General features: G+C 59.0%; 21 protein-coding genes and 1 tRNA gene. 17 read left to right on the plus strand and 5 right to left on the minus strand.

Annotation, left to right across the window (positions count from 1 at the left end; all coding sequences use genetic code 11):
- Positions 1–234 precede the first annotated feature (234 nt).
- Positions 235–681: a phasin gene (locus Q2T52_RS03150; protein WP_302075214.1), complete on the plus strand. Its 447-nt coding sequence runs from the start codon at positions 235–237 to the stop codon at positions 679–681.
- A gap of 127 nt (positions 682–808) precedes the next feature.
- Positions 809–885: transfer RNA gene (locus tag Q2T52_RS03155), tRNA-His, on the plus strand.
- 20 nt (positions 886–905) lie between these two features.
- On the opposite strand, the gene Q2T52_RS03160 is transcribed toward Q2T52_RS03155, so the two are convergent.
- Positions 906–1,793, minus strand: coding sequence for a LysR family transcriptional regulator (locus tag Q2T52_RS03160; protein ID WP_302075215.1), 888 nt, complete (start codon positions 1,791–1,793; stop codon positions 906–908).
- A 107-nt stretch (positions 1,794–1,900) separates the two neighbouring features.
- Here Q2T52_RS03160 and Q2T52_RS03165 point away from each other — a divergent pair, with 107 nt between their 5' ends.
- The 5 genes from Q2T52_RS03165 (at position 1,901) to Q2T52_RS03185 (ending at position 10,418) form a co-directional block, all read left to right on the plus strand.
- Positions 1,901–3,397: a CoA-acylating methylmalonate-semialdehyde dehydrogenase gene (locus tag Q2T52_RS03165; protein WP_302075216.1), complete on the plus strand. Its 1,497-nt coding sequence runs from the start codon at positions 1,901–1,903 to the stop codon at positions 3,395–3,397.
- A gap of 233 nt (positions 3,398–3,630) precedes the next feature.
- Entirely contained in the window at positions 3,631–4,101 is a 471-nt protein-coding gene (rirA, locus tag Q2T52_RS03170; protein WP_302075217.1) for an iron-responsive transcriptional regulator RirA, read from the plus strand.
- A gap of 102 nt (positions 4,102–4,203) precedes the next feature.
- Entirely contained in the window at positions 4,204–5,235 is a 1,032-nt protein-coding gene (locus Q2T52_RS03175; protein WP_302075218.1) for an AbrB family transcriptional regulator, read from the plus strand.
- 490 nt (positions 5,236–5,725) lie between these two features.
- A complete protein-coding gene (locus Q2T52_RS03180; RefSeq protein WP_302075219.1) occupies positions 5,726–6,427 on the plus strand; it encodes a TetR/AcrR family transcriptional regulator in 702 nt (233 codons plus the stop codon).
- Between the two features lie 442 nt (positions 6,428–6,869).
- Entirely contained in the window at positions 6,870–10,418 is a 3,549-nt protein-coding gene (locus tag Q2T52_RS03185) for a putative Ig domain-containing protein (RefSeq protein WP_302075220.1), read from the plus strand.
- Positions 10,419–10,433: 15 nt separating this feature from the next.
- Here Q2T52_RS03185 and Q2T52_RS03190 read toward each other — a convergent pair whose 3' ends face one another.
- Together Q2T52_RS03190 and Q2T52_RS03195 are read right to left on the minus strand one after the other, a co-directional pair.
- A complete protein-coding gene (locus Q2T52_RS03190; protein ID WP_302075221.1) occupies positions 10,434–11,729 on the minus strand; it encodes an NAD(P)/FAD-dependent oxidoreductase in 1,296 nt (431 codons plus the stop codon).
- A gap of 16 nt (positions 11,730–11,745) precedes the next feature.
- Positions 11,746–12,993 carry an NAD(P)/FAD-dependent oxidoreductase gene (locus tag Q2T52_RS03195; protein ID WP_302075222.1) on the minus strand — a complete coding sequence of 416 codons (1,248 nt, stop codon included), beginning with the start codon at positions 12,991–12,993 and terminating at the stop codon, positions 11,746–11,748.
- Between the two features lie 187 nt (positions 12,994–13,180).
- On the opposite strand from Q2T52_RS03195, the gene glf reads away from it, so the two are divergent.
- From glf to Q2T52_RS03210, 3 genes are all read left to right on the plus strand, one after another.
- Positions 13,181–14,329: a UDP-galactopyranose mutase gene (glf, locus tag Q2T52_RS03200; protein ID WP_302075223.1), complete on the plus strand. Its 1,149-nt coding sequence runs from the start codon at positions 13,181–13,183 to the stop codon at positions 14,327–14,329.
- Positions 14,330–14,431: 102 nt separating this feature from the next.
- A complete protein-coding gene (locus Q2T52_RS03205; RefSeq protein ID WP_302075224.1) occupies positions 14,432–15,256 on the plus strand; it encodes a manganese catalase family protein in 825 nt (274 codons plus the stop codon).
- A gap of 62 nt (positions 15,257–15,318) precedes the next feature.
- On the plus strand, positions 15,319–15,450 hold the full coding sequence (locus Q2T52_RS03210; RefSeq protein ID WP_302075225.1) for a hypothetical protein: 132 nt from the start codon (positions 15,319–15,321) through the stop codon (positions 15,448–15,450).
- A 60-nt stretch (positions 15,451–15,510) separates the two neighbouring features.
- On the opposite strand, the gene Q2T52_RS03215 is transcribed toward Q2T52_RS03210, so the two are convergent.
- Positions 15,511–16,002 carry a sigma-70 family RNA polymerase sigma factor gene (locus Q2T52_RS03215; RefSeq protein ID WP_302075226.1) on the minus strand — a complete coding sequence of 164 codons (492 nt, stop codon included), beginning with the start codon at positions 16,000–16,002 and terminating at the stop codon, positions 15,511–15,513.
- Positions 16,003–16,213: 211 nt separating this feature from the next.
- Between Q2T52_RS03215 and Q2T52_RS03220 the strand changes: the two genes are divergently transcribed.
- From Q2T52_RS03220 to Q2T52_RS03245, 6 genes are all read left to right on the plus strand, one after another.
- The gene (locus Q2T52_RS03220) at positions 16,214–17,308 is read left to right on the plus strand and encodes an ABC transporter ATP-binding protein (protein ID WP_302075227.1); all 1,095 of its coding nucleotides are present in this window, start codon (positions 16,214–16,216) and stop codon (positions 17,306–17,308) included.
- Positions 17,309–17,373: 65 nt separating this feature from the next.
- The gene (locus Q2T52_RS03225; RefSeq protein ID WP_302075228.1) at positions 17,374–18,507 is read left to right on the plus strand and encodes an ABC transporter substrate-binding protein; all 1,134 of its coding nucleotides are present in this window, start codon (positions 17,374–17,376) and stop codon (positions 18,505–18,507) included.
- A gap of 171 nt (positions 18,508–18,678) precedes the next feature.
- Entirely contained in the window at positions 18,679–19,500 is an 822-nt protein-coding gene (locus tag Q2T52_RS03230; RefSeq protein ID WP_302075229.1) for an ABC transporter permease, read from the plus strand.
- Complete coding sequence (locus tag Q2T52_RS03235) at positions 19,497–20,324, plus strand: ABC transporter permease (RefSeq protein WP_302075230.1); 828 nt, start codon at positions 19,497–19,499, stop codon at positions 20,322–20,324. The genes Q2T52_RS03230 and Q2T52_RS03235 overlap by 4 nt, the downstream gene beginning before the upstream one ends.
- A gap of 7 nt (positions 20,325–20,331) precedes the next feature.
- The gene (locus Q2T52_RS03240; protein ID WP_302076017.1) at positions 20,332–21,357 is read left to right on the plus strand and encodes a LacI family DNA-binding transcriptional regulator; all 1,026 of its coding nucleotides are present in this window, start codon (positions 20,332–20,334) and stop codon (positions 21,355–21,357) included.
- Between the two features lie 494 nt (positions 21,358–21,851).
- Positions 21,852–23,285 (plus strand): aldehyde dehydrogenase family protein, encoded by a 1,434-nt coding sequence (locus Q2T52_RS03245; protein ID WP_302075231.1) that lies wholly within the window; start codon positions 21,852–21,854, stop codon positions 23,283–23,285.
- A 57-nt stretch (positions 23,286–23,342) separates the two neighbouring features.
- Here the strand turns inward: Q2T52_RS03245 and Q2T52_RS03250 are convergent, their stop codons facing one another.
- The gene (locus Q2T52_RS03250) at positions 23,343–24,488 is read right to left on the minus strand and encodes a DUF4214 domain-containing protein (protein WP_302075232.1); all 1,146 of its coding nucleotides are present in this window, start codon (positions 24,486–24,488) and stop codon (positions 23,343–23,345) included.
- 316 nt (positions 24,489–24,804) lie between these two features.
- On the opposite strand from Q2T52_RS03250, the gene Q2T52_RS03255 reads away from it, so the two are divergent.
- On the plus strand, positions 24,805–26,235 hold the full coding sequence (locus Q2T52_RS03255) for a mannose-1-phosphate guanylyltransferase/mannose-6-phosphate isomerase (protein WP_302075233.1): 1,431 nt from the start codon (positions 24,805–24,807) through the stop codon (positions 26,233–26,235).
- Positions 26,236–26,268: the final 33 nt, after the last annotated feature.

Consider the following 26,268-nt stretch of genomic DNA (forward strand, 5'->3'; position numbering starts at 1 on the left):
AGGCCTTGCGATGGAGCCGTCTTCCTCTTGATCCGGCAGCAGATTAACACATTGTTAGTAACTTCCCAGACCCTCAAAGGTCCACATTGCAAGATGGGAAATGGCGAATAGGGTTAATTGCGGAATCTTATGTTGCGCCGCACAATGATGTTGCAATGCACAAATGACTTTGCTATATAGAGGTCACAAGGCCTTCGAACGAACGAAGCCAGGAAACAAACAAGGAAATCGAAAATGGCATACAGAGCTGATGACGTATTCTCATTCTCTGCCTTCGATCCTTCGCGGGTAACGGAAAGCCTCCGTGACTTCGCCGAGAAGGGGGCTTCTCAGTCCCGCGAGGCATTCTCCAAGATCAAGGTTGCGGCTGAAGAAGCCACCAAGACCGTTGAAGCAACCGTTCAGTCTGCCCAGGCCGGCACGGTTGAAATCGGCCTCAAGGCCATAGACGCCGTTCGCACCAATGCTGATCTGTCGCTGTCGCACATGGAAGCCCTGCTGGGCGTTAAGTCCGTCGCTGAACTGATTGAGTTGCAGACCGGCTTCTTCCGCAAGCAGGCTGAAATCACTGTTGAGCAGGCCAAGGCCATGCAGGAAGCCACCCGCAAGCTGGCTGAAGACGTGACGAAGCCGGGCAAGGAAGCCGTCGAAAAGTTCGCATCGAGCTTCAAGGCTGTCTGATTGACCGGTCTTAACGCGTTGAGGGCCGGGATTTTTCCCGGCCTTTTTGCGTCGGCCGTCAAAGAGGACTTGCAAAAGGAAAGCAATCCTTCTATGTGACGCCCCAAGACGCGAGAGCGGCTTTTGTGCGGTTGTAGCTCAGTTGGTTAGAGCGCAGGTTTGTGGCACCTGAGGTCGGAGGTTCGAGACCCCCCAACCGTACCATTTCCACTTGATCATCGATATCATTCACTGACAAAGATGTGCCTGTGCTGGCCAACGATTTCCTGCAGGAAGGAAACGACGGTTCTGATGCGCGCAAGGTCGCGCAGGCTTTCGTGGTAATTGGTCCAGTATGCGCGCCGAATGAAGAGATCAGGCAGAATGCGCTTGAGACCAGGATCCTGCCGCGCAATGTAATCATGCAAAATGCCGATGCCCGCGCCCGAGCGGACAGCTTCCGTCTGTCCGATCGCGCTGGAGATTTCGAAGGCAGCGTCCCAGTCGCGCATGATTTCGCCGGTGAAATTCAGTGAGGGCGAAAAGATCAGGTCGTCCACATAACCGATGCGTGCGTGCTTTCGAAGATCCTCGATCTCCTGCGGCTCACCTGCGCGCGCCAGATAATCCACCGAGGCATAAAGACCGAGCGTATAATCGGTCAGCCGGGAGCAGACGAGGCGCCCCTGTGAGGGCTGCTCCACGGTGATCGCTATATCGGCTTCGCGCTGCGACAGCGAGAAGGAGCGGGGTACCGGCACCAGCTGAATGCGCAGCCGCGGATGCCGGGCAATCAGTTCGCCCAGCCGTGGGGCAAGGAAGGATACACCGAAGCCATCCGGCGCGCCAATGCGCACCGTGCCTTCCACGGGTGCATCCAGCTTGCCCGTGCGTGCCTGCGCGGCCAGCATTTCCGCCTCCATTCGCTCCGCTGAAGCCAGAAAGGCGTGGCCCTCTGCCGTCAACTCGCAGCCGCTCGGCTTCCGGATCAGAAGCCGCGTGCGCAAATGCGCCTCAAGCGCGTTGATCCGTCGGCCAAGGGTCGCATGATTGAGGCCAAGACGTCGCGAGGCGGAGAGCAATTGCCCCTCGCGCGCCACTGCGAGGAAAATGCGCACATTATCCCAATCCATCCCCAGACCCTCAGTAGACTATAAAATTTGCACAACGGATGCGTAAATCATGCTGTTGTCTTGTGCAAACGAAAGAGCATACTGCCGCCATAACACTGGAGGAAACCATGTATCAGATTGGGCATTTCATCGACGGCAAACAGGTTGCCGGCACATCCGGCCGCAAGCAGCCGATCTTCAACCCGGCTACCGGCGAAGCTCAGGGCGAAGTGGCGCTTGCCAGCCAGAGCGAACTGAACGCCGCCGTCGCCAGCGCGCTTGCTGCACAGCCGAAATGGGCTGCGACCAACCCGCAGCGCCGCGCGCGCGTGTTCATGAAGTTCGTTCAGCTCTTGAACGACAACATGGACCAACTGGCTGAAATGCTCTCCCGCGAGCATGGCAAGACGATCGAGGATTCCAAGGGCGATATCATCCGAGGCCTGGAAGTCTGCGAATTCGTCATTGGTATCCCGCACCTTTCCAAGAGCGAGTTTACCGAAGGTGCCGGGCCGAACATCGACATGTATTCGATCCGTCAGCCGGTGGGCGTTGGCGCCGGCATCACGCCGTTCAACTTCCCAGGCATGATCCCGATGTGGATGTTCGCGCCGGCGATTGCCTGCGGCAATGCCTTTATCCTGAAGCCGTCAGAGCGCGACCCATCCGTTCCAATCCGTCTTGCCGAACTGATGATCGAAGCCGGTCTGCCTGCCGGCATTCTCAACGTCGTGAACGGTGACAAGGCCGCGGTTGATGGCATCCTGACCCATCCGGATATTGCTGCCGTCTCCTTCGTGGGTTCCACGCCGATCGCTCGTTATGTCTACGGCACGGCTGCCCAGAACGGCAAGCGCGCCCAGTGCTTCGGCGGCGCCAAGAACCACATGATCATCATGCCGGACGCCGACCTCGATCAGGCCGCCAACGCCCTGATGGGTGCAGGCTACGGTTCTGCCGGTGAACGCTGCATGGCCATTTCCGTGGCTGTTCCGGTTGGCGAAGAGACCGCAAATCGTCTCGTTGAAAAGCTGGCGCCCATGGTGGAAAGCCTGCGCATCGGCCCCTATACGGACGAGAAGGCCGATATGGGCCCGGTCGTGACGAAGGAAGCGCGCGAAAAGATTCTTGGCCTCATTAACAGTGGCGTGGATCAGGGCGCGAAGCTTGTCGTAGACGGTCGCGATTTCAAGCTGCAGGGCTATGAAAACGGCCACTTCGTCGGCGGCTGCCTGTTCGACAACGTCACGCCTGAGATGGACATCTACAAGACCGAAATCTTCGGGCCGGTTCTCTCGGTCGTGCGCGCCAAGACCTATGAGGAAGCGCTCGACCTGCCGATGAAGCATGAATACGGCAATGGCGTTGCGATCTTCACCCGTGATGGCGATGCAGCCCGCGACTTCGCAAGCCGCATCAACATCGGCATGGTCGGCATCAACGTTCCGATCCCGGTTCCGCTGGCCTACCACTCCTTCGGCGGCTGGAAGGCTTCCTCCTTTGGTGATCTCAACCAGCACGGCACGGATTCGATCCGCTTCTGGACGCGCACCAAGACCGTGACGAGCCGCTGGCCGTCCGGCATCAAGGAAGGCGCCCAGTTCGTCATGCCGACGATGAAGTGATCCACCCTAGTAAAACAGATCCATCTGCGGCCCCTTTCGGGGCCGCTTCTATATTTAGTGTGGAGCGTCCTACCGCTTTCCCCTGAAGTTGCTGGTCGCATTCAGCTTATTGTCAGGAGAAGCGCATAACCGGGGCTCAGGCGCCCTAACATGAACATTATTTTCATATTTTGGAATTGTTCAAAACTAGGATAGCTCTTATATAGAGATCGATAGCAAGACAGGAGAATGGCATGCGGTTGACAAAGCAGACCAATTACGCAGTTCGCATGCTGATGTATTGCGCGGCAAACGACGGTCACCTCAGCCGGATTCCTGAAATCGCCAGGGCTTACGGTGTTTCCGAACTGTTCCTCTTCAAGATCCTGCAGCCGTTGACCAAGGCTGGCATCGTGGAGACGGTTCGGGGCCGCAATGGTGGTGTGCGCCTCGGACGTGCCGCTGACAAGATTACGCTGTTCGATGTGGTCCGGGTCACAGAAGACAGTTTTGCCATGGCGGAATGCTTTGAAGATGGCGCGGTAGAATGTCCCCTGGTGGATAGCTGCGGTCTCAATTCCGCGCTGCGCAAGGCGCTGAATGCTTTCTTCGACGTGCTGACCGAATACACGATCGATGACCTGGTGAAGGCACGTCCGCAAATTAATTTCCTGCTGGGTCTCGACGTTGCTCCGCCCGCGCCGGTTCTTGCTGCAGCTGTCTGATATCGCTTCGCTTGCGGTTGTCTGCGCATAGGGATATGTCGCAGACAATGGTCCTGGAGCATTTCGCCGACGGCCGCGTTCGATATCCGGAAATAATCTCACATGCAGGTCATTGTGCTCTCTCTCCTGACCCTTGGCTTGGGAGCGGTTGGAGCGTTCCTGGCCGACGTCATAGGTATGCCGGCGCCCTATCTTGTGGGGCCGGCGGCTTTCGTCACCGTCGCCGGCCTTTGCGGCTTGCCGCTGATGGTGGCGGTGCCACTGCGCAATCTATGTTTCCTGATTGTCGGTCTTTCCATGGGCGCCTCCGTTTCGCCGGATGTTCTGAATGCCGCGCGCGCCTGGCCGTTCAGTTTCGTGATGGTGTTCGTAACCTCCGTCGTGCTGCTGACGGCAGCTTACGTCATGCTGCAGCGCCTGTTCCGCTATGATCCGGTCACTGCAATACTGGCAGCATGTCCCGGCCATCTGAGCTATGTTCTCAGCCTTGCGGCCGGGCTGAAGTCGGATCTTCCAAGCGTCAGCCTGATCCAGAGCATCCGTGTTCTTGCGCTGACTTTATGTGTTCCACTGATCGTCGAACTGGGCGGTGCGGTCTCTCCAATCATATCCATGCCGGCGTCTATGGGGCTTGGAAGCCTGTTTGCCATGGGCGTTATCGGTTTTGCCCTGGGGGCGGGCTTTCATCGCCTGAAGGTACCGGCAGCGCTGCTGGTGGGAGGCATGGCAACGTCCATTGTCGCCCATGTCACGGGTCTGGTGTCAGGGGTGATTCCGCTCTGGATTCAGACGCCGGTCTATATCGCCATCGGTGCCATGATAGGCACGCGCTTCGCAGGTGTCTCGCTCCGAGATATTCGCAAGGCGCTGGTTGCAGGCGCGCTTGTGACGGTGCTGGTCGCGGCCATTTCGGCCGCAATCGCGGCCTTCATGGCGCAGTTGACGGGTGTGCCGCTCGGCGCCACCATGATTGCCTTTGCTCCGGGTGGTCTGGAAACAATGGCGGCAATGGCTGTGATCATGCGTGCTGATCCAACCTATGTCGGTACCCATCACATTCTCCGCCTGATCTTTCTCTCTTTCTTGATGCCGTTCGTTATCCGCCGGTTTGTCAGGACGCGAGAGGGCACCTGAACGATCTGAACGAGACGTTCAATGGTGGAGACAGCCTCGCTGAAGACCGTCCAGCAAGCCATGACACATCGTGCATTCGTACCTCAGGCTCGCTCCAACTTTTCACCCCTCATAAAGCAGAGCTTTCGAGCGTGAAGTGGCGTATTCAGATCGTTGCTTGATTTGAGGTAATGAAGTATTGAGGGGCTGAAGCTAAATCGATCTGACAATGCTGAAACAGATCGAGTCGAGCGTGGGGAACTATCGAGATCCGGGCGGCTGTCGTTGTCCTGTTCCGTTTTGGGAATGCGGTCGGTCTCAAGACTTTAGTCGTTTCATCTACTGAAGTTTTGTGATCGATTTAAGAATTTCCTGCGGTTGTGACTGTGGATGGCTGTATCCTTTCGGTTTTGCATATAAAAAAAGGCGATGCCGAACGGGGGAAATAAGGGTAAGTCTTACTCTATTAGGGGTCGATGGTTGCGCCGACAAATATTATATAGGCCGGGGAATGACTGCGGAGCAGGGGGCTTGCATGGACGGGTTGAGGATTACAATGCAAGATATCAACGCGAAGGCTTCGCGAAGTGCATTAAGGCGTATTCCGAAGCAGGAGCGTAGTCGCGAGCGTATCGACGAAATCCTGAAAGTCGCGATGGGCCTGATCGGCCAGAAGGGGATTGACGCGGTGACGATGAAGGAGATCGCCAGCCTTTCCGGCGGGCCGATCGCCTCCGTATATCAGTATTTCCCGAACAAGTCGGCGATTGTTGCAACGCTCTATGAGCGCTACATCAGCCAAGTTGCCGAAATTATGCAAAAGACCGTCGTTGAGTTGGTCGAGCCGCAGGACATATTTCAAGCGGCTGATCAGGTAATTGATGTCTACAGCCAATATATTCGCAAGAATCCGCAGACACAGGATCTGATCAACGCCATTCAGGCAGACAAGCTGCTGGCCGATATCGACCTGACAGAAATGCAGAAGATGGCTGATGTCATTGTTAATGCCACGGAGCGCTTCATTCCGTCGCAGCTGCACCTCCAGTACCGCCGCACAGCATTTATGATGTGTCACTTGACGGTCAGCGCTGTTCGTCTCGCCCTCAAGGCGCCGGCTGGTGAAGGCGACCGTATCCTGTCGGATTTCAAGGCTGCGACGCGTGCCCAGATCCGCCTCTTCCTGGACGGAACCTACAACGAGGGGCAGTGATCTGCCCTTACTCAAGCCCCAGCCGGCTTTCTGACGTTGCTAAATGTGGGGTTGCCTTGTTTTGCAAGGCAACCCTTCGTGCTTTGACGGATAGGCACGTTTGCTCGTCTATGGGCTCCTGTTACTTAAGTAATGTATTTTACTCAAATTAATCTGGTCAGCGCACTTGTCATTTGTCGCTTAGGTTGAAATATAAGTGGTGCTCGGTTGAGCGATTCGCGAGCACTATATTTCGCACGTCCATGTCGCGGGCGGCGCTGACATATCATCCCGCGTGAGCAATGATTGCTACCGAGGCCGAGCCAAGGTTACGGCAGGAATGCAATCGGGAAAATTGCTTTTTGCGCAAGATCTGCCTGCGATTGACGTGAGAGACCGCGGTATCTGTACTCGCAGATCGGCTGCTAAGTCTCTGTGTTCCGGCACTCGTGTTCTGGTGATGATGTTGGCGGGACTTCTTTTTCTGGTCTCTGAGGCTCTCGGCGCTCCCGTAACGATAAGTTTTTCTCCTGCTGCCGGCGCACTGACGGCAGGCAGCGTCGGAGTCGCCTACAAGGAAACCATCTTGGTCTCGGGCGGTGCAAGTCCGTATAGCTATGCTGTGATGTCCGGCAGTTTGCCGGCTGGAGTCAGTTTAAATACCTCCAATGGTACGATTTCGGGCATGCCGACCAATGTTGGCAATTTCAGCTTCACAATCTTGGTAACCGATTCCAATAGTGCGGTGGCTTCGGCAGCCTATTCTCTAACGGTGGCGGCCAGCAAACCCGATGCGCCCAGCATCGATTCGGTCAGTGCCAATGACGCGGAGGCGAAAGTATTCTTCACGGCGCCCTCCAGTGATGGTGGAGCGAGCATCACCAGCTATACGGTGACGTCAAACCCCGGCGGGCTCACGCAGAGTGGATCGACCAGTCCCATTACGGTAACAGGTCTCACCAACGGCACCACCTACACCTTCACGGTCACTGCAGCAAACAGCGCGGGAACTGGGCCTGCGTCCTCTCCGTCAAGCCCCGTAACCCCCACTGCGCCGCTTCAACGGCCAGTGGCAAGCGGCGTCAGCACGACGGTCGGTGCAAATTCCTCCAGCAATACGATAACACTCAACATCACCGGCGGGGCTGCATCGTCCGTCTCCGTGGCCTCTACACCATCCCACGGCACCGCGACGGCGTCAGGCACAATGATCAGCTATACGCCGACTGCCGGCTATTCAGGCACGGACAGCTTTACCTATACCGCCACCAATCCAGCGGGGACGTCATCCCCCGCCACCGTGAGCATAACCGTTTCGCGCCCGACGCTGAGCATGTGGCCGACCTCGGGTGCGTCTGCAACGGTTCCGGTCGGAACCGTCTACAGCCAGACGATTATCCCAGGTGACGGAACAGCGCCCTACGCCTATTCGGCGACCTCAGGCACACCGGCACCTGGCCTCACATTCAATACAACGACCGGTGAGATCGCCGGTACGCTTACCACGGCAGGCTCTTTTACCGCCACCTTCATGGCCACCGATGTCTATGGCGCGACAGGATCCGCAACCTACACCTTGAACGTCACCGCCATCCTTCCGGGGGCACCTGTCATCGGATCGGCGAGTGGTGGCGATCGCCAAGCCACAGTTTCCTTCAGTCCCCCATCAAGCAATGGCGGCGCGACGCCAACCTATACCGTCACCGCCACTCCAGGCGGTATCACCGCAACTGGATCCGCAAGCCCGATCACCGTGACCGGCCTAGCCAATGGAACCTCGTATACCTTCAAAGTCACAGCGACCAATAGCGCTGGGGCGGGTCCCTCGTCGGCCTCCTCGAATTCCGTCACGCCTGCCGCGCCTGCTCCCGCAACCCCTGCGCCACCCCTGCTGCCTCCGGTCACCGGAGCCGTCAGCGCCACTGTGGCGGCAAACTCCGCAAGCAACGCCATCGCTTTAAGTCTGGCGGGAGATGCGGCGACATCCGTCGCCGTCGTGACTGCTCCATCGCATGGCACGGCCACCGCCTCAGGGCTTTCGATTAGCTACACGCCGGCAGCAGGTTATTCCGGCCCGGACAGCTTTAGCTACACCGCCAGCAATGGCGGCGGAACTTCAGCGCCGGCGACCGTGAGCATTTCCATCACCGCACCCAGTTTTTCCTTCTCCCCCGCTGCAGGGGAGCTTGCCGCTACAGAGGCGGGAAAACCCTTTAACCAGACGATCACGGCATCTGGTGGAACCGCGCCTTACACGTATGCGATCACCTCAGGCGCTTTGCCTGCTGGCTTGAGCCTTGTTACACCGAGCGGCCAGCTAGCGGGCTCTCCCCGTGTCCCCGGCAATTACAACTTCACGATAACGGCAACCGATGCCAACAATGCGATAAGCTCCGCCGCCTATTCGCTAAGCGTGTCCGGGAGGCCGGTGGTGTTGAGCTTTTCGCCGCTGTCGGGTGCCTTGCCTGCCGCCATGGCGGGCGAGGCTTACAGCCAGCCGGTTGCGGCGTCGGGTGGATCTCTGCCGATCATCTACAGCATCGCATCGGGAAGCCTGCCGAAGGGGCTTGTGCTGAATGTCTCGACAGGAGCGTTGAACGGGCCGCTCGATGCCGCAAGTGCAGGCGATTACGCTTTCTCCATTCAGGCGCAGGACGGCAATGGCGCAACAGGCACGGTGAATTACACGCTGAAGGTCGCCGCGCGCAGCGTCACGGTTTCCGATCAGGTCGTGGTTGATGTTCCGGCGGGCTCCACACCGAACAATATCTACCTGAACAGGAATGCCACCGGCGGACCTTTCACCAGTGCCGAAATCTTGTCGGTCGAGCCGTCTGCCGCTGGAACTGCCAGCATCATCCAGGGCGAGCTTGCCGCTGTCTCGACATCTTCAGCGCCAGCTGGCTGGTATTTGAAGTTCACCCCGAACCCTGCCTACTCGGGTGTGGCAAGGGTAAGTTACCGCCTGGGCAGCGTGCTTGGCCGCTCCAATCCCGGGGCGGTGATCTATCGATTGAACTACGACGCCCCAAGGGTTGCCACTGATATCGACCGGCTCGTCCACGATTACGTGCGTGCCCGTCAGGCCATGATTTCTTCCGCCATCCAGGTGCCGGGGCTGATCGAGCGCCGCCAAATGGCTCAGGCCACCACGCCGGTGACGAGCAGAATCTCTCCTTCGCAGGATGGAATGCTGCTGGGCTTTTCCACCAGTCTCGCGCAGCTCGAAGCGGCTCGCGACAGGGCTGACGGCGTATCGCCCGGCTATGGTTCGCCCTTTAATGTCTGGCTGGATGGCGCTTTCCTGGCGCATAATCATAAGGATGAGGGCAACCGCTGGGGAAGCTTTGCCATGCTGAACCTTGGCATGGATTATCTATTGAACGAGAGGGCGCTGCTTGGACTCTCTTTCCATTATGACCGTATGATTGATCCAACGAAGCAGGACGCCAAGCTTTACGGCAATGGTTGGCTGGCAGGCCCCTATGCTTCCGTCGAACTGATGAAGGACATCGTGTGGGATACGAGCCTTCTTTATGGCGGTTCGTCCAATACGATCGACACGCCGTTCTGGGATGGAGAATTCAACACGCGTCGCTGGCTGCTCGATACATCGCTGAAGGGGCAATGGCTGCTGGATACGGCTACCACCCTAACGCCAAGGCTGCGGGCGATGTATTTCTCCGAGATGGTTGAGGATTATGCCGTGCGAAACCAGGCCAGCAGCGCGATCGGGGTAGCCGGTTTCACCTCCGAGCAACTGCGCGTCAGTCTGGGTGCCGAAATCGCCCGTACATTCACTTTGACCAATGGTTCTGTTTTGACGCCTAAGTTCGGGCTCACCGCCGGTGTTTCAGGCTTGGACGGCTCCGGTGCCTTTGGTCAGGTCACGGTGGGTGCTTCTCTGATGACGGTCGAGGCCTGGATGATGGATGCCAATCTTCTCTTCAATATTGAAGGTGACGGCGAGAAGTCCATCGGTGCGCGTCTGGGTTTGACGCGCAGGTTTTAAAAGTTCCGGGGAACGCTACAGGCCGAGCTTATCGCGCAGGCCATACCACCAGGCACCCAGAACCGTCAGCGGAACCCGGAAGCGACGGCCGCCGGGGAAGGGCAGGTTCGGCAGGCTGCTCCACACATCGAAGCGTTCCACATGGCCGGCAACCGCTTCACCCAGAATCTTGCCCAGCAGATGCGTTGTCGTCACCCCATGCCCGCTGTCGCCATGCGAGAAGAGAACATTGTCGCTGAGGCGGCCCATATGCGGAATGCGGGTAAGCGTTAGCGCAAAATTGCCGCTCCAGGCATAGTCGATCTTCGCACTGGCAAGGGAGGGGAATGTCTTCAGCATATGGGGCCGCAGATAGGCGGCGATATCCCTGGGGTCGCGCCCGCCATAGCCGATGCCGCCGCCGTAGAGGATGCGGTTGTCCGCCGTTCGGCGATAGTAATCCAGCACGTAATTGGCATCTTCCACGCAGGCATTGGCCGGTAGCAGCCGCTCCGCCAGCCCTTCGGGCAAAGGTTCGGTCACGATGATCTGGCTGGAAACCGGCATCATGCGGCTGCTGATTTCAGGCAGTTGCGGCGGCAGATAGGCATTGCCGCAGACCAGAACGTAACTTGCCCGCACGGAGCCGTCTGGTGTCCGCACCAATGGCTTGGCACCCTGTTCCAGTGAAAGTGCGCGCGTGTTTTCGAAGATACGACCGCCCGCCGCTTCCACCGCGGCGGCTTCTCCCAGCACCAGATTGAGCGGATGGATGTGGCCGCCCAGCCGGTCCACCATGCCGCCGATATAAAGATCCGACTGGACGTAACGGCCGACGTCGCTGGCGGAGACCATTTCAAGACCAGGGTGGCCATAGGTCTCCCAATCCTTCTTGTGGGCCTCCATCTCGCGTATCTGCTTTTGCGTGAAGGCGGCGAAGAAACCGCCATCCACCAGATCGCAGGCGATGTTATAGCGAGCGACCCGCTCACGGATAATGGATGCGCCCTCCAGCGACATCGCGCCCAGCTTGACGGCAGCATCCGTCCCATAGCGAACAGCAATGGTGGCAAGATCCCGGCTGTAGCCGTTGACGATCTGCCCGCCATTGCGACCAGATGCGCCAAACCCGATCCGTTCCGATTCCAGTACGACAACACTGAAGCCACGTTCCACAAGCTCCAGAGCTGCGGAAATGCCGGTGAAACCCGCGCCGATCACACAGACATCGGCCTCAATTTCCGCTTCCAAACGGGGGCGGACGCGCCGGTCGAGGGCAGACGCCGCATACCAGGAACGCGTGTGGCCGGGATTGTCGCTACGTTCGCCCATGGCTTGCTTTCCCGTTTCAGATGCGGAAACGGTCCGGCCGGTAGGCCGTCATGTCGATGAAGGGTTTTTCGCCGCAGATGGATTCCGCCAGCAGGCGGCCCGTGACGGGACCCAAGGTGAGGCCGTGATGCGCATGGCCAAAGGCAAACCAGAGGCCGCCATGACGCGGCGCCTTGCCCAGCACCGGCATCATATCGGGGGTGCATGGGCGGGCGCCCATCCAGGGTTCCTTGTCCAGACGCTCGCCCATCGGGAAGATGGAACGGGCAACCGCTTCGGCGCGGTCCAGCTGAACCGGTGTCTTCGGCGCGTCACGCAGCGCAAATTCCGCACCTGTGGTCAGGCGGATGCCCTGGTTCATGGGTGCGAGGAAATAGCCGCGCTCCGCATCCATGGTCCAGCCGTTCAGCGTCTTGTTGTCCTTAATGCCGTAGTGCATGTGGTAGCCGCGCTTGACGCCCACCAGAAAACGATAGCCGAGCGGTTTGGTGACCGTATCCGACCAAGGGCCGAGTGCCACGACCACATCCTTGGCCTCGACCGGGCCGTCCACGGTCGACACCTTCCAGCCGGTTGCCGTCTTGGCAAGCGAGGTTGCGTCGCCCTTCACAAAGCGTCCGCCGAGGCTCTCGAACAGCTTCACGTAGGAGAGCGTCAGCGCATGCGGATCAAGCACCGACCAGGGATCGACCCAGGTGAGGCCGCCGACGAAATCGTTCGAAAGATGTGGCTCGCTCGCCGCGATGTCGCTTGGTGTCAGCGCCTTGAAGGTCACGCCATATTCGCTGCGCAAACGTTCCGCCTCGCGCAGTTCATTGTCCCGTTTCTGGTTGGTGCGAAACACTTCCGTCCAACCATCCTTACGGATCAGATGCTCTGCACCGGCTGCCTGGATCAGGTCGTTATGCTCAGACACGGAATGCTCGATCAATGGCGCGTAGGCGCGCGCGATCAACTGGTGACGGCTGGTGTTGGAGTTCCACCAGTATTTGCTGAGGAAATTGGCAACCGAGGGCAAGGCGCCCAGATGATAATGCGCATCAATGCGATTGTTCAGCGCATAGCGAAGGATCAGGCCGAACTGCTGCGGAAAACCGTAAGGGACCACGCCTTCGCGCTGGATGAGGCCTGCATTGCCGTAGGAGGTTTCCTCTCCAGGACCTCGGCGATCGATCAGCACCACCGACTTGCCACGGCGTGCCAGATGCACAGCCGTCGAAACACCGATAATACCCGCACCAAGCACGATCGCATCAGCAGACATGATTTTTCCTATACCTTTCCCAGTGGCCGCCGCTTAGTCCTCGTTCATGTTGCGGCGCACCTGACAAAACGACTAAATCTTACAAACTTCAAGCTAAACTGCGCTCTCTTGCAATTTATCCGGCGCCATTGTGAAGCTTTGCCGCAGGGACATCTGATTCGCATCGCGAACATAGAGGGGCGGCCACGTGAGCTTTGAACAATATGACCTGATTATCGTTGGGGCCGGCTTTTTCGGCGCAACGATTGCCGAACGAGCTGCCAACGAGCTAGGTAAGCGCGTGCTCATCATCGATCGCCGCCGCCATATTGGCGGTAACGCCTATAGCGAGAACGATGCGCAGACCGGCATTGAGGTGCACAAATACGGCGCGCATCTTTTCCATACGCCAAACAAGGTGGTCTGGGATTATCTGAACCGGTTCACGGCCTTTACCGATTACCGGCACCGCGTTTTCACGACCTACAAGAACCAGGTCTATTCCATGCCGATCAATCTCGGCACGATCTGCCAGTTCTTCGGCAAGCGCCTGACGCCGGATGAGGCCAAGGCGCTGGTGGCCGAACAGGCGAAGGAACTGGGCGATCGCCAGCCGCAGAACCTGGAGGAGAAGGCGATTTCGCTGATCGGCCGTCCGCTCTATGAGGCCTTCATTCGCGGCTATACCGCCAAGCAGTGGCAGACGGATCCGCGCGAGCTGCCGGAATCGATCATCACCCGTCTGCCGGTGCGCTATAATTTCGACAACCGCTACTTCAACGACGCCTATGAAGGCCTGCCGGTTGACGGTTACACGGCGATCTTCGAGCGCATGCTCGACAATCCGCGCATCGACATCCAGCTCAACACGGATTACTTCGCGGTGAAGGGCGAAATCCCCGCCGGCAAGCCAGTCGTCTATACCGGGCCGATCGATCGCTATTTCGATTACCGCGCCGGTGAGCTGAAGTGGCGCACCATCGATTTCCAGGAAGAGGTTCTGCCCGTCGGCGACTTCCAGGGCACGGCTGTGATGAACTACGCCGACGAGGATATTCCCTACACCCGTATCCTCGAATTCCGCCACTTCAACCCGGAGCGGGATTACCAGAAGGAAAAGACGGTCATCGTGCGCGAATATTCGCGCTTCGCCACCCGCGCCGATGAGCCCTATTACCCGATCGATACCGCCGAGGATAAGCGCACCTATCTCGCCTACCGCGAACTGGCCGAAAAGGAACAGGACGTGATTTTCGGCGGGCGTCTCGGCACCTATCGTTACCTCGACATGCACCAGGCAATCGGTGCCGCGCTGAAGAGCTTCGAGACCGAGGTCGCGCCACGCCTGAAGGCGTAGTCCCACGCGAGGTACAGGGCCGGATCTTTCCGGCCTGAAACATCCGGGAACTTCTCCACCATCGACTTGTTGGGCTGCCGGTCCAACTTGAAGGAGAAGGTCATGTTCTACACAGATGGAAAGCTGCAATATCCGGTGCGGGTGGAAAAGCCCGATCCGTTGTTTGCCCGCGCATTGCAGCAGGCGATCGGCGGTATCGAAGGCGAGATCCGCGTCGCGATGCAGTATTTCTTCCAGGCGTGCGGCGCTCGCGGTAACCCGAAATTCCGCGACCTGCTGATGAATACGGCAACGGAAGAGCTGGGCCATATCGAGATGCTCGCAACGGCCGTGGCGCTCAATCTTGAAGGCGCGCCTCTATCAGAGAAGGAAGCGGTTGCGGCAGATCCTGTCGGCAGCATGGTGCTGGGCGGCATCAACATGAAGAACCTGCTCTCTGCGGGTCTTTCCGCCATGCCCGTTGATAGTGACGGCGTGCCCTTCGACATGTCGCATATCTATGCCAGCGGCAATATCGCCGCCGACATGACCGCCAATGTTGCAGCCGAATCGACCGGCCGCGTGCTGGCGGTGCGTCTCTACAACATGACAAATGATCCCGGCATGAAGGACATGCTCTCCTTCCTGATCGCGCGGGACACCATGCACCAGAACCAATGGCTGGCAGCACTGGAAGAGCTCGGCGGACCGCAGGGCGTCTTCCCGATTCCCAACAGCTTCCCGCAGGAAAAGGAAAAGCAGGAATTCTCTTACGCTTTCCTTGGCTTCCAGTCCGATGGCACCAACCCGATTGCAGGCCGCTGGTCGGAAGGCCAGTCCGTGGATGGCAAGGGCAAGTTCACCGCAACGCCGATGCAGCCTCTTGGGCAGAAGCCGGTTCTTGGCCAGGCAAAGCCTGGAAGCGGTGCGCAAACCGAACAGATGTGAGTTGCCAAGGGAAAGGGTCGGTGCCGTGTGCGCCGACCCTTTCCCATTTGAAAGGGCTTTCCATGCGAAACAACCGCTATCTCCTGATTGGTCTTTTCGTGGTTCTGGTGGCGCTGGCTATCTTTGGGTCGCGGCCCTTCCTCGCTGGCGGGGGCGCCGAGACGCAGCCTTCACCACACGCCATCAACCAATAAAAATACAGGCGGGAGCATTGCTCTCGCCTGCGATCAGGTTCTCGGATTTCCTGGAGACGATCAGTTCAATTGTGCAGACAGTTGCGCGCGGGCACGATTGACCCGGCTTTTGATGGTGCCCACGGGGCAGCCACATCGCTCCGCGGCCACTTCATAGCTCTGGCCCTGCAGCAGGATGATATCCACCGCATCACGGTAATGCTCTGGCAAATCCAGAAAGGCGCGGTGGAATTCCGTTGCACGGACTGACCATTCCTGCGGCGCGTTGACGGTGGGGCGAGCCGATGCACAATCGTCCAAACCGACGGTTTCCCGCTTGGCAAGGCCGAACTTAGTGCAGAAGGTGTTGCGCAGGATCGTGAACATCCAGGATTTGAGGCTTGTCCCTTCCTGGAACTTGTCGAGATTGGCGAGAGCGCGTGTGAGCGTCTCCTGCACCAGATCGTCGACATTGCTTGGGCTTCGATCCAGGCGTCGCGCAAAAGAACGCAAGGCGGGGATCAGTGCCACCATTTCATCGCGAATGCGATCATTTCCAGAGATAGACGTCATGCACGAAGCCTCCCTTCGTTGTATAAAGAAACGAGCAGGAGAGGGGATAGTTCCAGACAATCGAAAAACGTGAGTGACTGTCGGCTCAGGGGAGGGGGCGACACTCGCCTGTCCAAATCATGTCAGGCTCCACAAGGTTGTCATCTGCCTGTTAGAAATTCATCTTAAAGACGCTTTTGGAACAAATGCACGGCTGTGCATCGGGGGTATGATGAGTGAAGCAGGGTTTCTTGAGCTGACTGGAATCGAGAGCGCGTATGGGTCTACAGCGGTACTGAAATCCATCGATCTCTCGGTTCGTCATGGCGAGTTCGTTGCCCTGCTTGGCTCTTCCGGCTGCGGCAAGACGACACTGCTTCGTGCCATTGCCGGATTCGTCACGCCGACAGCCGGCACCATTCGCGTCGGCGGCTATGATGTGACGCAGCAGCCGCCGGATAAACGCGGCATGGCGCTGATGTTCCAGTCCTACGCGCTCTGGCCGCATATGACTGTCGCCGACAATATCGGCTATGGCCTGAAACTGCGCGGCGTGTCGCGTGCGGAACGCGCGCAAAAGGTCGCGGCTATGCAGGCGCTGCTGGGGTTGGAGGGCTTAGGCGAGCGTAAACCTGCCAATCTCTCCGGTGGACAGCGCCAGCGTGTGGCGCTCGGACGCGCCCTTGTGATCGATCCCGAAATCCTCCTGCTCGATGAGCCGCTGTCGAACCTGGATGCCCGCATTCGTCTGAGTGTGCGCCACGAACTGCGTGCCTTGCAACAGCGCCTGGGTATTACCGCGATCCATGTCACGCATGACCGCGAGGAAGCGATGGTGATGGCGGACCGGATTGTTATCCTGGATGCGGGCCAGATCGCCCAGCAAGGTTCGCCGGAAGAGGTTTATAACAAGCCGGCCTCTGCTTTCGTCGCGGCCTTTATGGGGGCAGAAAACCTGCTGACCTTGCAAGGCAGCGTGGAAGGCGATCGGCTTGTCATCGCCCCGGGTCCTGCCAATGCCTTGGGTAGCGTGCCACTGGCCAGTCGACCGCTCGTCAGCGGTGCGATCGAGGCCCGGTTCCGGCCCGAGGCTGCGCAACTCTTTCCCGTCGACGCTATCCCGACCCTCGGGCCGGGCATGACCTTCCGCGGTCTCGTCCGCTCCGTCTCCTATCCGGGCGGTGTGTGGCGCCATGTGGTGCAGCTTGGCGATCGCGAAGTGCTGGCCGATTCGTTGCAGGCCTTTGCTGCCGGTGACCAGGTGGCCCTGCATGTGCCGGCACCGTCGCTGTTCCTGTTCAATTCGGATGCGAACCGCATTCGCTAACCCATCGCGCGCCGGCTGACCCGACGCGTGACTGAATTCGCCTTTGTCCCTAACGGAGAAGATCCATGAAGAGACTTTCTTTCGCAGCTTTCGCAATGGCCGCAGCCATCCTGCCCGCCAAGGCAGCAGAACTGACCGTTGCCACCGCCGGCGACCAGAACATGGTTGACTACATCAACCAGTATCTCGGTCCGCTGTTTGAAAAGACCTATCCGGGCAACACGGTTCGCGCCGTCGGCACCGGTGCGGGCGATGCCGGTTCGCAGAAGATTCTGGAGCGCTTCGACGCCCAGTCTTCCGCCAACTCGGCCAAGTGGGACACGGACGTGGCCGTGGTTCACGAGAAGTTCGTAGGCCCCATGGTGACCAAGAACTATCTCGACAAGTACCGTTCCGACATCGCGACCGGCAAGCTCGTCACCCGTGACAACGCCAAGATGGCGCTCGGCACCAATGTCGACGGCTACGTCATGCCGATGTTCAACAGCCAGACGGCGATTGCCTATAATCCGACGCTGGTTCCGAACCCGCCGAAGAGCTATGCGGAACTGAAGGACTGGGCCAAGGCGCACCCGAAGCAGTTCGGCTATAACGGCATCAAGGGCGGCGCGTCCGGCGTCAGCTTCGTGATGGGTTGGATCTACGCCTTCGGCGGCGGTGATGCGAACGTTCTGATGAATGGTCCCTTCAAGGAAGAAGAGACGAAAAAGTGGGATGCCGCCTTCAAGAGCCTGGCGGACTTCACCACCAATGCGACGCTGACACCTGGCAATGCCGGCACGCTCGACCTCCTGTCGCGCGGCGAAATCGCCATGGGTCCGGTCTGGGTTGACATGTTCTACAGCTGGAAGGCGGATGGCCGCCTGCCGCCGGACATGAAGCTCATCCTGCCGGCACCGGGCATGCCGGGCCAGCCGATGCACTACGTCATCCCTGAAAAGGCAGCCAACAAGGATCTGGCCGAGAAGTTCATCGCTCTCGCCACCAGCCCGAAGGTTCAGGCGGAAGGCATCGTCAAGCGCTTCAACTGGTATCCGGGCATCGATGCCGACAACGTCAAGCCGGAACTCGACAAGGATACCTGGAACAAGCTCTTCGTCGACATCTCGCCGGAAGACCTTGCCACCAAGGGCAAGCCTTTCCCGATCGCGCCCTACAACAACGCGATCCTCGAGGCCTATGAGAAGTCTGTGAAGTAAGCCATTGCCCCTCATCCGCCTCCCGCCACCTTCTCCCCGTAAACGGGGAGAAGGACGATTGCGGCGAACGCCCCGGTCCCCTCTCCCCGCGAGCGGGGAGAGGGCTAGGGTGAGGGGCAGTTTTCAAACGCTGCGATCTAACCGCGGCAGAGCCGACAGAGCCCGAACCTGATGTCCCGACGTGTCCTTGGCCTTTTTCTCGTGGCGCCTTCGCTGGCCGTCATCCTGTTTCTGTTCATCCTGCCGCTCTGCTTGTCCGCGGTCGGCGCGTTCAGGGTCGATCAGGCTTGGGGGCTTGGCAATTTCTGGAAGGCCTTCGATCTCTACACGAAGGATATCCTTTTCAGCGCAGTCATCGTGGGGCTCTCCACCGTTCTCATTGGTGTCGCTTCGGTTGCCATTGGCGGTTACCTGACACTCGGCACGCATCCCGTCGCCGTCGCCATCCTGCGCTGGCTCTATCGCTGGCCGATGTTCATTCCCTTCATCGTCGTCGGGCAGATCCTGCGCGCCTTTCTCGCCAAGAATGGCATGATGAACAATGTCGCCGTCAGTCTTGGTTTGATGACACCGCTCGACGCGACGAGCTTTCTGGACTGGCGCGGCATCGTGATTGCCTTCGTCTGGAAGCAAACACCCTTCGTCGCGCTGCTGGTGGCGGGCGCCATGGCCTCCGTCAACCGTGAAGGCATCGAGGCGGCCGTCAATCTCGGCGCATCGCGCCTGCGCATCCTCTTCGAAATCGTGCTGCCGCAGGTCACGACCACGCTCGCGGTCGGCCTCATCCTTTCCTTCGTCACCATGATGTCGGTCCTGTCGGTGCCGCTGATGATCAATGCCCAGTCGCCCACCATGCTGACGGCCGATATCGCCTTTCGCGTCAATTCCTATGGCGATTACGGTGTTGCCAATGCACTTGGGCTCATCTCATTGGTGCTCGCCGCCTCCGTCGCCTGGATCTATCTTCGCATCAGCCTCAAGGAGCAGGCATGAGCTCGACGTTACGCTCCTCTCTTTCCACCCTCTGGTGGGTGCCGCGCGGCCTGATCTTCGGGCTAATGGCCTTCTTCATCTTCGGTCCGCTGTTCAATCTGCTGCTCTGGACGGTCGCTGAGAAGTGGTATTTCCCGCACACCCTGCCGCTGCAATACGGCTTTTCCGCCTGGGAGCGCGTCTTCGCGCCACGCGGTGGAGCCCTGGACTCGCTTCGCAATTCCCTCGTGGTGGCGGTCCTCACGGTTGCGGTATCCTTGGCCCTGGCTGTGCCGGCCGGTTATGCGCTGGCGCGGCTGAAGTTGCCGTTCCGCAGCCTCATCCTGCTTGCATTTCTTATTCCACAGGCATTTCCCAACCTCACTGTTTACGTGAACGTCGCACGCATCTTCTATGAGATCAGGCTCAACGGTACGATTCCCGGAGTGGTTCTGGTGCATGTCTCGCATGGTCTGGTTTACGCGGTCTGGATTGCGACAGCTGCCTTTTCCGCCATTGATGTTGAATTGGAGCAGGCGGCTCGGTCCATGGGCGCCGGTGCGCTGCGAGCGTTTTTCGATGTCAGCCTGCCGTTGGCGGCACCCGGTCTCATGGCCAGTGCCATCTTCGTTTTCCTGGAATCCCTCGACGAATTCACCGGCAGCTATTTCGTCGGTGCGCCTGATGTGAACATGCTGCCGCTACTGCTCTATACCGCGGGCTCCGGCGGCAATTATCAGACGGCTTCGATCACGGCATTGCTTCTTCTCGTTCCATCTCTTTTCTTCATGCTGATCGTCGAGCGCTTCCTGAAGGCCGACGTTCTGTCACGCGTAGGACGATGACATGACCATGAAAGACGGAAAAACACCGCCCGCCCGTATGCGCTTCGTCAGCGCTGATCAGGTGGCGCGGCTGGCGGGCGTCTCCCGCTCTGCGGTGTCGCGCACCTTCACGCCGGGCGCCAGCGTTTCGCCCGCCACCCGTGCAAAGGTGCTGGAGGCGGCGGAAGAACTCGGTTATCACGTCAACGATCTCGCGCGTGGCGTTCTCGCCAATCAGAGCCGTCTGGTCGGCATCGTCGCCATGAAGCCGGAAGTGGGCTTCCGCTCGCATCTGACAGCTGCCCTCACCAAAGCGCTGATCAAGCGCGGCAGCGTGCCTGTCCTCATCAATACCGGGCAGACGGAAGAGGAACTGCTGGCGGCGCAGAAGATGCTGATCGGCCATCGCGCGCAGGCCACCATCATTCTTTCCGGCTCGCCGCCTGCCAGCTTCTTCGAACTCGCCCATCGCAACGGCCAGCCCATGGTGGTCATTGGTCGTCTTGAAGCTGGTGCCGACCATGTCCATGCCGGCAATTCGGAAGCATCCTGTCGTGCGGCTGGCGCTTTCGTGGCGGCTGGCCGCAAGCGCCTCGCTTTTGTCGGTTCCAATTCCAACACCCCTTCCATCAAGGAGCGGGAGGATGCCTTTGTGGCAGAAGCCACGCGCCTTGGTGTTTCGGTCGTGGTCGCACGTGGCAATGATACCGATTACGGCGGCGGTGTCGCTGCCGCGCGGGATCTTTTCGAAAGAGGAGAGAAGCCCGATGCGGTCTTCTGCGCCAATGATCTCCTGGCCTTCGGGCTGATCGATGTGCTGCGCCGCGAGGGCGGCTTGCGCGTCCCCGAGGATGTCGCGGTCATCGGATTTGACGATGTGCCGGAGGCTGCCTGGCTCAGCTACGAACTGACGACCTTCCGGCAGGATCCGCATGTGATGGCCGCGCGTGCCGTTGATCTTCTGGAGCGCCGCCTATCTGACCCTGATCGGCCCATGGATCGCGAACGCGTCATTCCGGAGCTCGTTATTCGCCAAACCTTCCGTGCGATGTAACGGGTTTCCGGGAACTCACTCTGCATAATGTGGTTGACCTCCGAAATGGAGGTAAACATGCGCAACAGGTGTCTTATAAAGCCGCTATTCACTGCGGCAGTGATCAACGTCACGATCTTTTCTGTAGCCATGGCACAGCAGCCGTCGCAACAGCCCCGGCCCTCTCAGGACTGTACGGTACCGCCCGGCCAGTCTACGAAGCCAGGCAATCAGTCGGGCACAGTGGCGCAGCCGGATTTGAGCAAATGCAAGGGTGTCTTGCAGGCGCCGGGTGTGGGGGATGGGGAGATGGTTACGCCTGCTCCATCCACGGGTAATATGCCCGTCATCAAGCCCGGGCAGTTGCCCCCGGCACAGAATGGCGCAAACTCATCGGGGCGATGAGCGCTGACAGCGCTTGACCGCCTAAAGTTACTTATAATATCTCTTGCGGGAACATATATGACAAGAGGGCGTGTTCTCTTGTCGCGCACTCAGCGGGTCGGGGAGACATCATGACCATCTACCAAAACCTTATTGCCGGCGAATGGGTCGGTTCGCAGGGATCGAACAACATCAATCCGTCCGATACCAATGACGTTGTCGGAACCTACGCGCAGGCAACCGCCGAGGATGTAAAGACGGCGGTGGCTGCGGCCCAGGCTGCGTTTCCGGCCTGGTCGCGCTCCGGCATCCTGGAGCGCCACGCCATTCTGCGCAAGGCGTCAGATGAAATCCTGGCCCGCAAAGAAGAGCTTGGCCGTCTTCTGTCGCGCGAAGAAGGCAAGACGCTCGCCGAAGGCATCGGCGAAACGATCCGCGCCGCGCAGATTTTCGATTTCTTTGCAGGCGAAGCTCTTCGTCTGGCCGGTGAGGTTCTGCCTTCTGCGCGTCCGAACATTGGCGTTGAAATCACCCGCGAGCCGATCGGCGTTATCGGCATCATCACGCCCTGGAACTTCCCGATCGCCATCCCGGCCTGGAAGATTGCACCGGCGCTTTGCTACGGCAATACGGTCGTCTTCAAGCCGGCCGATCTGGTTCCGGGCTGCTCCTGGGCCATCGTCGACATCCTGCATCGTGCAGGCCTGCCGAAGGGCGTTCTGAACCTCGTCATGGGTCGCGGTTCGGTCGTTGGTCAGGCGATGCTGGATCATCCGGGCATTGCCGGCATCACCTTTACCGGCTCGACCGGCACCGGCAAGCGCGTGGCACTGGCCTCCATCGAACATAACCGCAAATTCCAGCTGGAAATGGGCGGCAAGAACCCGATGATCGTTCTCGACGACGCCGATCTCAACGTTGCCGTCGAAGCGGCTGCCAATTCCGGCTTCTTCTCCACCGGCCAGCGTTGCACGGCATCCTCGCGCCTGATCGTGACGGAAGGCATTCACGACAAGTTCGTGGCGGCTCTCACGGAACGCCTGAGCAAGCTGAATGTCGATCACGCGCTGAAGGAAGGCACGCATATCGGCCCGGTCGTGGATGAAAAGCAGCTGCAGCAGGATTGCGACTACATCGAAATCGGCAAGCAGGAAGGCGCAAAGCTTGCCTTCGGCGGCGAACGCCTTGAGCGCGAAACGCCCGGCTTCTATCTGCAGCCGACGCTGTTCACGGAAGCGACCAACCAGATGCGTATCTCCCGCGAGGAAATCTTCGGCCCTGTTGCCGCTGTCATCCGCGTCAAGGACTACGAAGAAGCTCTGGCCGTTGCCAACGACACGCCGTTTGGCCTGTCTGCCGGCATCGCCACCACCAGCCTGAAGCATGCAACGCACTTCAAGCGCAATTCGGAGGCCGGCATGGTGATGGTGAACCTGCCGACCGCAGGCGTCGATTTCCACGTGCCGTTCGGCGGCCGGAAGGGCTCGTCCTTCGGCCCGCGTGAGCAGGGCAAGTATGCTGCTGAGTTCTTCACCGTCGTGAAGACGGCCTATACGCTGGCCTAAGCATCTATCGCCTCAAAAAAACCGCCCGCGCCAGACCTGTTCGGGCGGTTTCGTTTTTTATACGTACCAGATGCCGTCCTTGATGGCCGTCGCGACATTAGACTGGTTTTCCTGGCTTTCGGAGAAGTCTGCCATCAGTTTTTCGCGGGCGTAGCCACCGGCAAGCTTGCCTTCCCAGAAGCTGAACCCGCCTGCGTCCGGCGCACGGCCCAGCACATTCTTGTAGACCAGCGTCACAAAGGACGTGTTGTTGACAGTCTGTGGCGTGCCGTAGGTCGACTTGAACTCGTTGGAATCGATGAAGTTGGCGGCCATCCAGACGAGATCGCCCTTGTTGGTATCCAACTGCTTGATCCAGAAACCAAGGCCGGACTTGTCCGGCGTACGGTTCAAGGCGGCCTGATACAGCCGATAGACCTGGCCTGCATTGCCGCTGGTATCGAAAGCCAGCGTGCCATCGGTGAATTGCAGCCGCTCGATATTGGTCAGCTGGTCTGTGCCCTGGCCGACCGCAGTAATGGTCGCACCGGATTTCGTGATGGTGATTGCCGCGCGGTTGGTGGAGAAGATGGCCGTATCGATGCCCGCTAAACCATCGATCACGTCATTTCCAGAGGTCAGCACAAAAGTATCATTGCCAGCGGTCGCCACGAAGGCTGGGCCATACAGAGCCTGTACACCCGCGATGTCTCCGCTGTTCAGCGTGAGCTGATCATTGGAGTAGGTGTACATGATCTGCGTCTTGTCGTCGGTATGACCCAGGCCAAGCGTATGGCCGATTTCGTGGAGCGCAGTCGTATAAAAGTTCGCCCCTTGGCCCAGCAAAGTAGCCTTGTTCGTGGACCAGCTTTCCGCCGTATCAAAGCGAATCTCCGCGCCTGAGATCGAGTAGTTGACGCCATTCAGCGTCGTCGAGCTCCAGCTTGCCTCGCCGAGAGTCTTGCCGGGACCATCAATTGCATCCCAACCCAGTCGGAGCTGCGTCGAGGTGCCATCGGCGACTTCCACGAACTTGATGTTGGCGACGGCTTCCCATGCTTTGAAGGCATCGCGGATCAGTTGCTGGTAATTCGGATCTGTAATGGCGGCCGTGAAATTATATCCGCCCCAGCTTTTCGTTGCAAAGCTCCACGTTACCTGTCCGCCCGAAGTTCCGTAGGTTGCGTCACCCCATTTCGGACCGGATAAACTGTAAGATGCCATATGCGCCCCTCCAGAGGTGGTTGTGTCGTGTACGAAAGGTGATCGAATTCGTCACTCTTTTCCGTTATATCAGAAGAAGATGATTTGGCATCTATCAATCCAGTCTGCATGAATGGGGGCTGGTGCACTCCATATGGGCCATTTCCCCACAAACCAGGGCGCATAAGGTTTCGACTATGGCGCGTCCTTCACTCTCCGACCATTCGTAACAAACCGTTGCGCCTTATCTCGCGTGCCGCTAAACGTGCTGGGCCTCGTTCAAGGGTTAACGAGGGTTAATCCGCAATTTCAAGCCGTCAAAGGGTGTTGCAGAGTAATGACCGTTCAAAAAATCGTTCCCGTGATCATGGCTGGCGGCAAGGGAACACGCCTCTGGCCGCTGTCTCGTGCAGCTGCGCCCAAGCAGTTCATCGAATTGATCGGTCACCAGACGCTCTTCCAGAAAACGCTTGAGCGCGTTTCGGATGCTTCGCTGTTCGAAGCACCTGTCGTTATCACAAACGAGGAATTCCGCTTCCTCGTGGCGGAGCAGGCGCGTGCGGCTGGCGTCGATCTCTCCGCCGTCGTGCTGGAGCCGGTAGCCCGCAACACGGCTGCGGCTATCGCTGCTGCCGCCGCTGTCGTCGCAAGTCGTTTCGGCGAAAATGCGATCATCCAGGTTCTGCCATCGGACCATGATATTGATGCCGGCGATGCTTACGTATCGGCCGTTCGCGAAGCGGCTGCCGCTGCGGCGCAAGGCTATATCGTGACCTTCGGCATCCAGCCAACGGAGCCGGCCACCGGTTTCGGCTATATCGAAGAGGGTGACGCGCTAAAGGGCCATGCCCGAAAGATCCGCCGTTTCGTGGAAAAGCCGAACCTGGAAAAGGCCAAGGAAATGCTGGCGGCCGGCGGCTTCTATTGGAATTCCGGCATTTTCTTCTATCCGCTTCCGGTGCTGCGCGCGGAGCTGCAGAAGTTTGCCCCCGCTGTTCTGGATGCGGCTGATACGGCCGTTGCCAAGGCCGTGCACGACCTCGATTTCACGCGCCTCAACGCCGAAGCCTTCTCGGCGTCACCGGATATCTCCATCGACTATGCCGTCATGGAAAAGACCGACAAGGCCGCCGTCATCCCGACAGGCTTCGCCTGGTCAGATCTCGGCAGCTGGGACGCGCTGTGGAAGAACAATGAGGCTGACGGCAACGGCAACGTCGCTTCGGAAAACACCACGCTTGTCGAAACGAAGAACTCGCTGGTCATCACGCGCGGCACGCATGTCGCCGTCCAGGGTCTGGAAGACATTGCCGTTATCGCCAGCGAAGATGCCGTCTATGTCGGCCATCTCAGCCACAGCCAGGAAGTCGGCAAGCTGGTCAAGATGCTGTCTGCTGATGCCAGCAAAGCGAAGCTGACGGAAAACCATCCGACCTGCTATCGCCCCTGGGGTGGCTACACATCGGTGCTGAACGGCGAACGCTTCCAGGTGAAGCGCATCTTCGTACATCCGGGCAAGAAGCTGTCACTGCAGAAGCATCATCACCGCTCTGAGCACTGGATCGTCGTGCGCGGCACGGCTGAGGTCACCGTGGGCGATCACGTGCAGATGCTGCGCGAGAACGAATCCGTCTATATCCCGCTCGGCGAAGTCCATCGGCTCGTCAATCCCGGCAAGATCATGCTGGAGTTGATCGAGGTGCAGACCGGCTCCTATCTCGGCGAAGACGACATCATCCGTATTTCGGACGAGTTCGGTCGCAACTGATCCTGCTGATCAAGTCAAATAAAAGCCCCGCCG

The sequence above is a fragment of the Rhizobium oryzicola genome, assembly GCF_030504645.1.
Taxonomy (GTDB): Bacteria; Pseudomonadota; Alphaproteobacteria; order Rhizobiales; family Rhizobiaceae; genus Neorhizobium; species Neorhizobium oryzicola.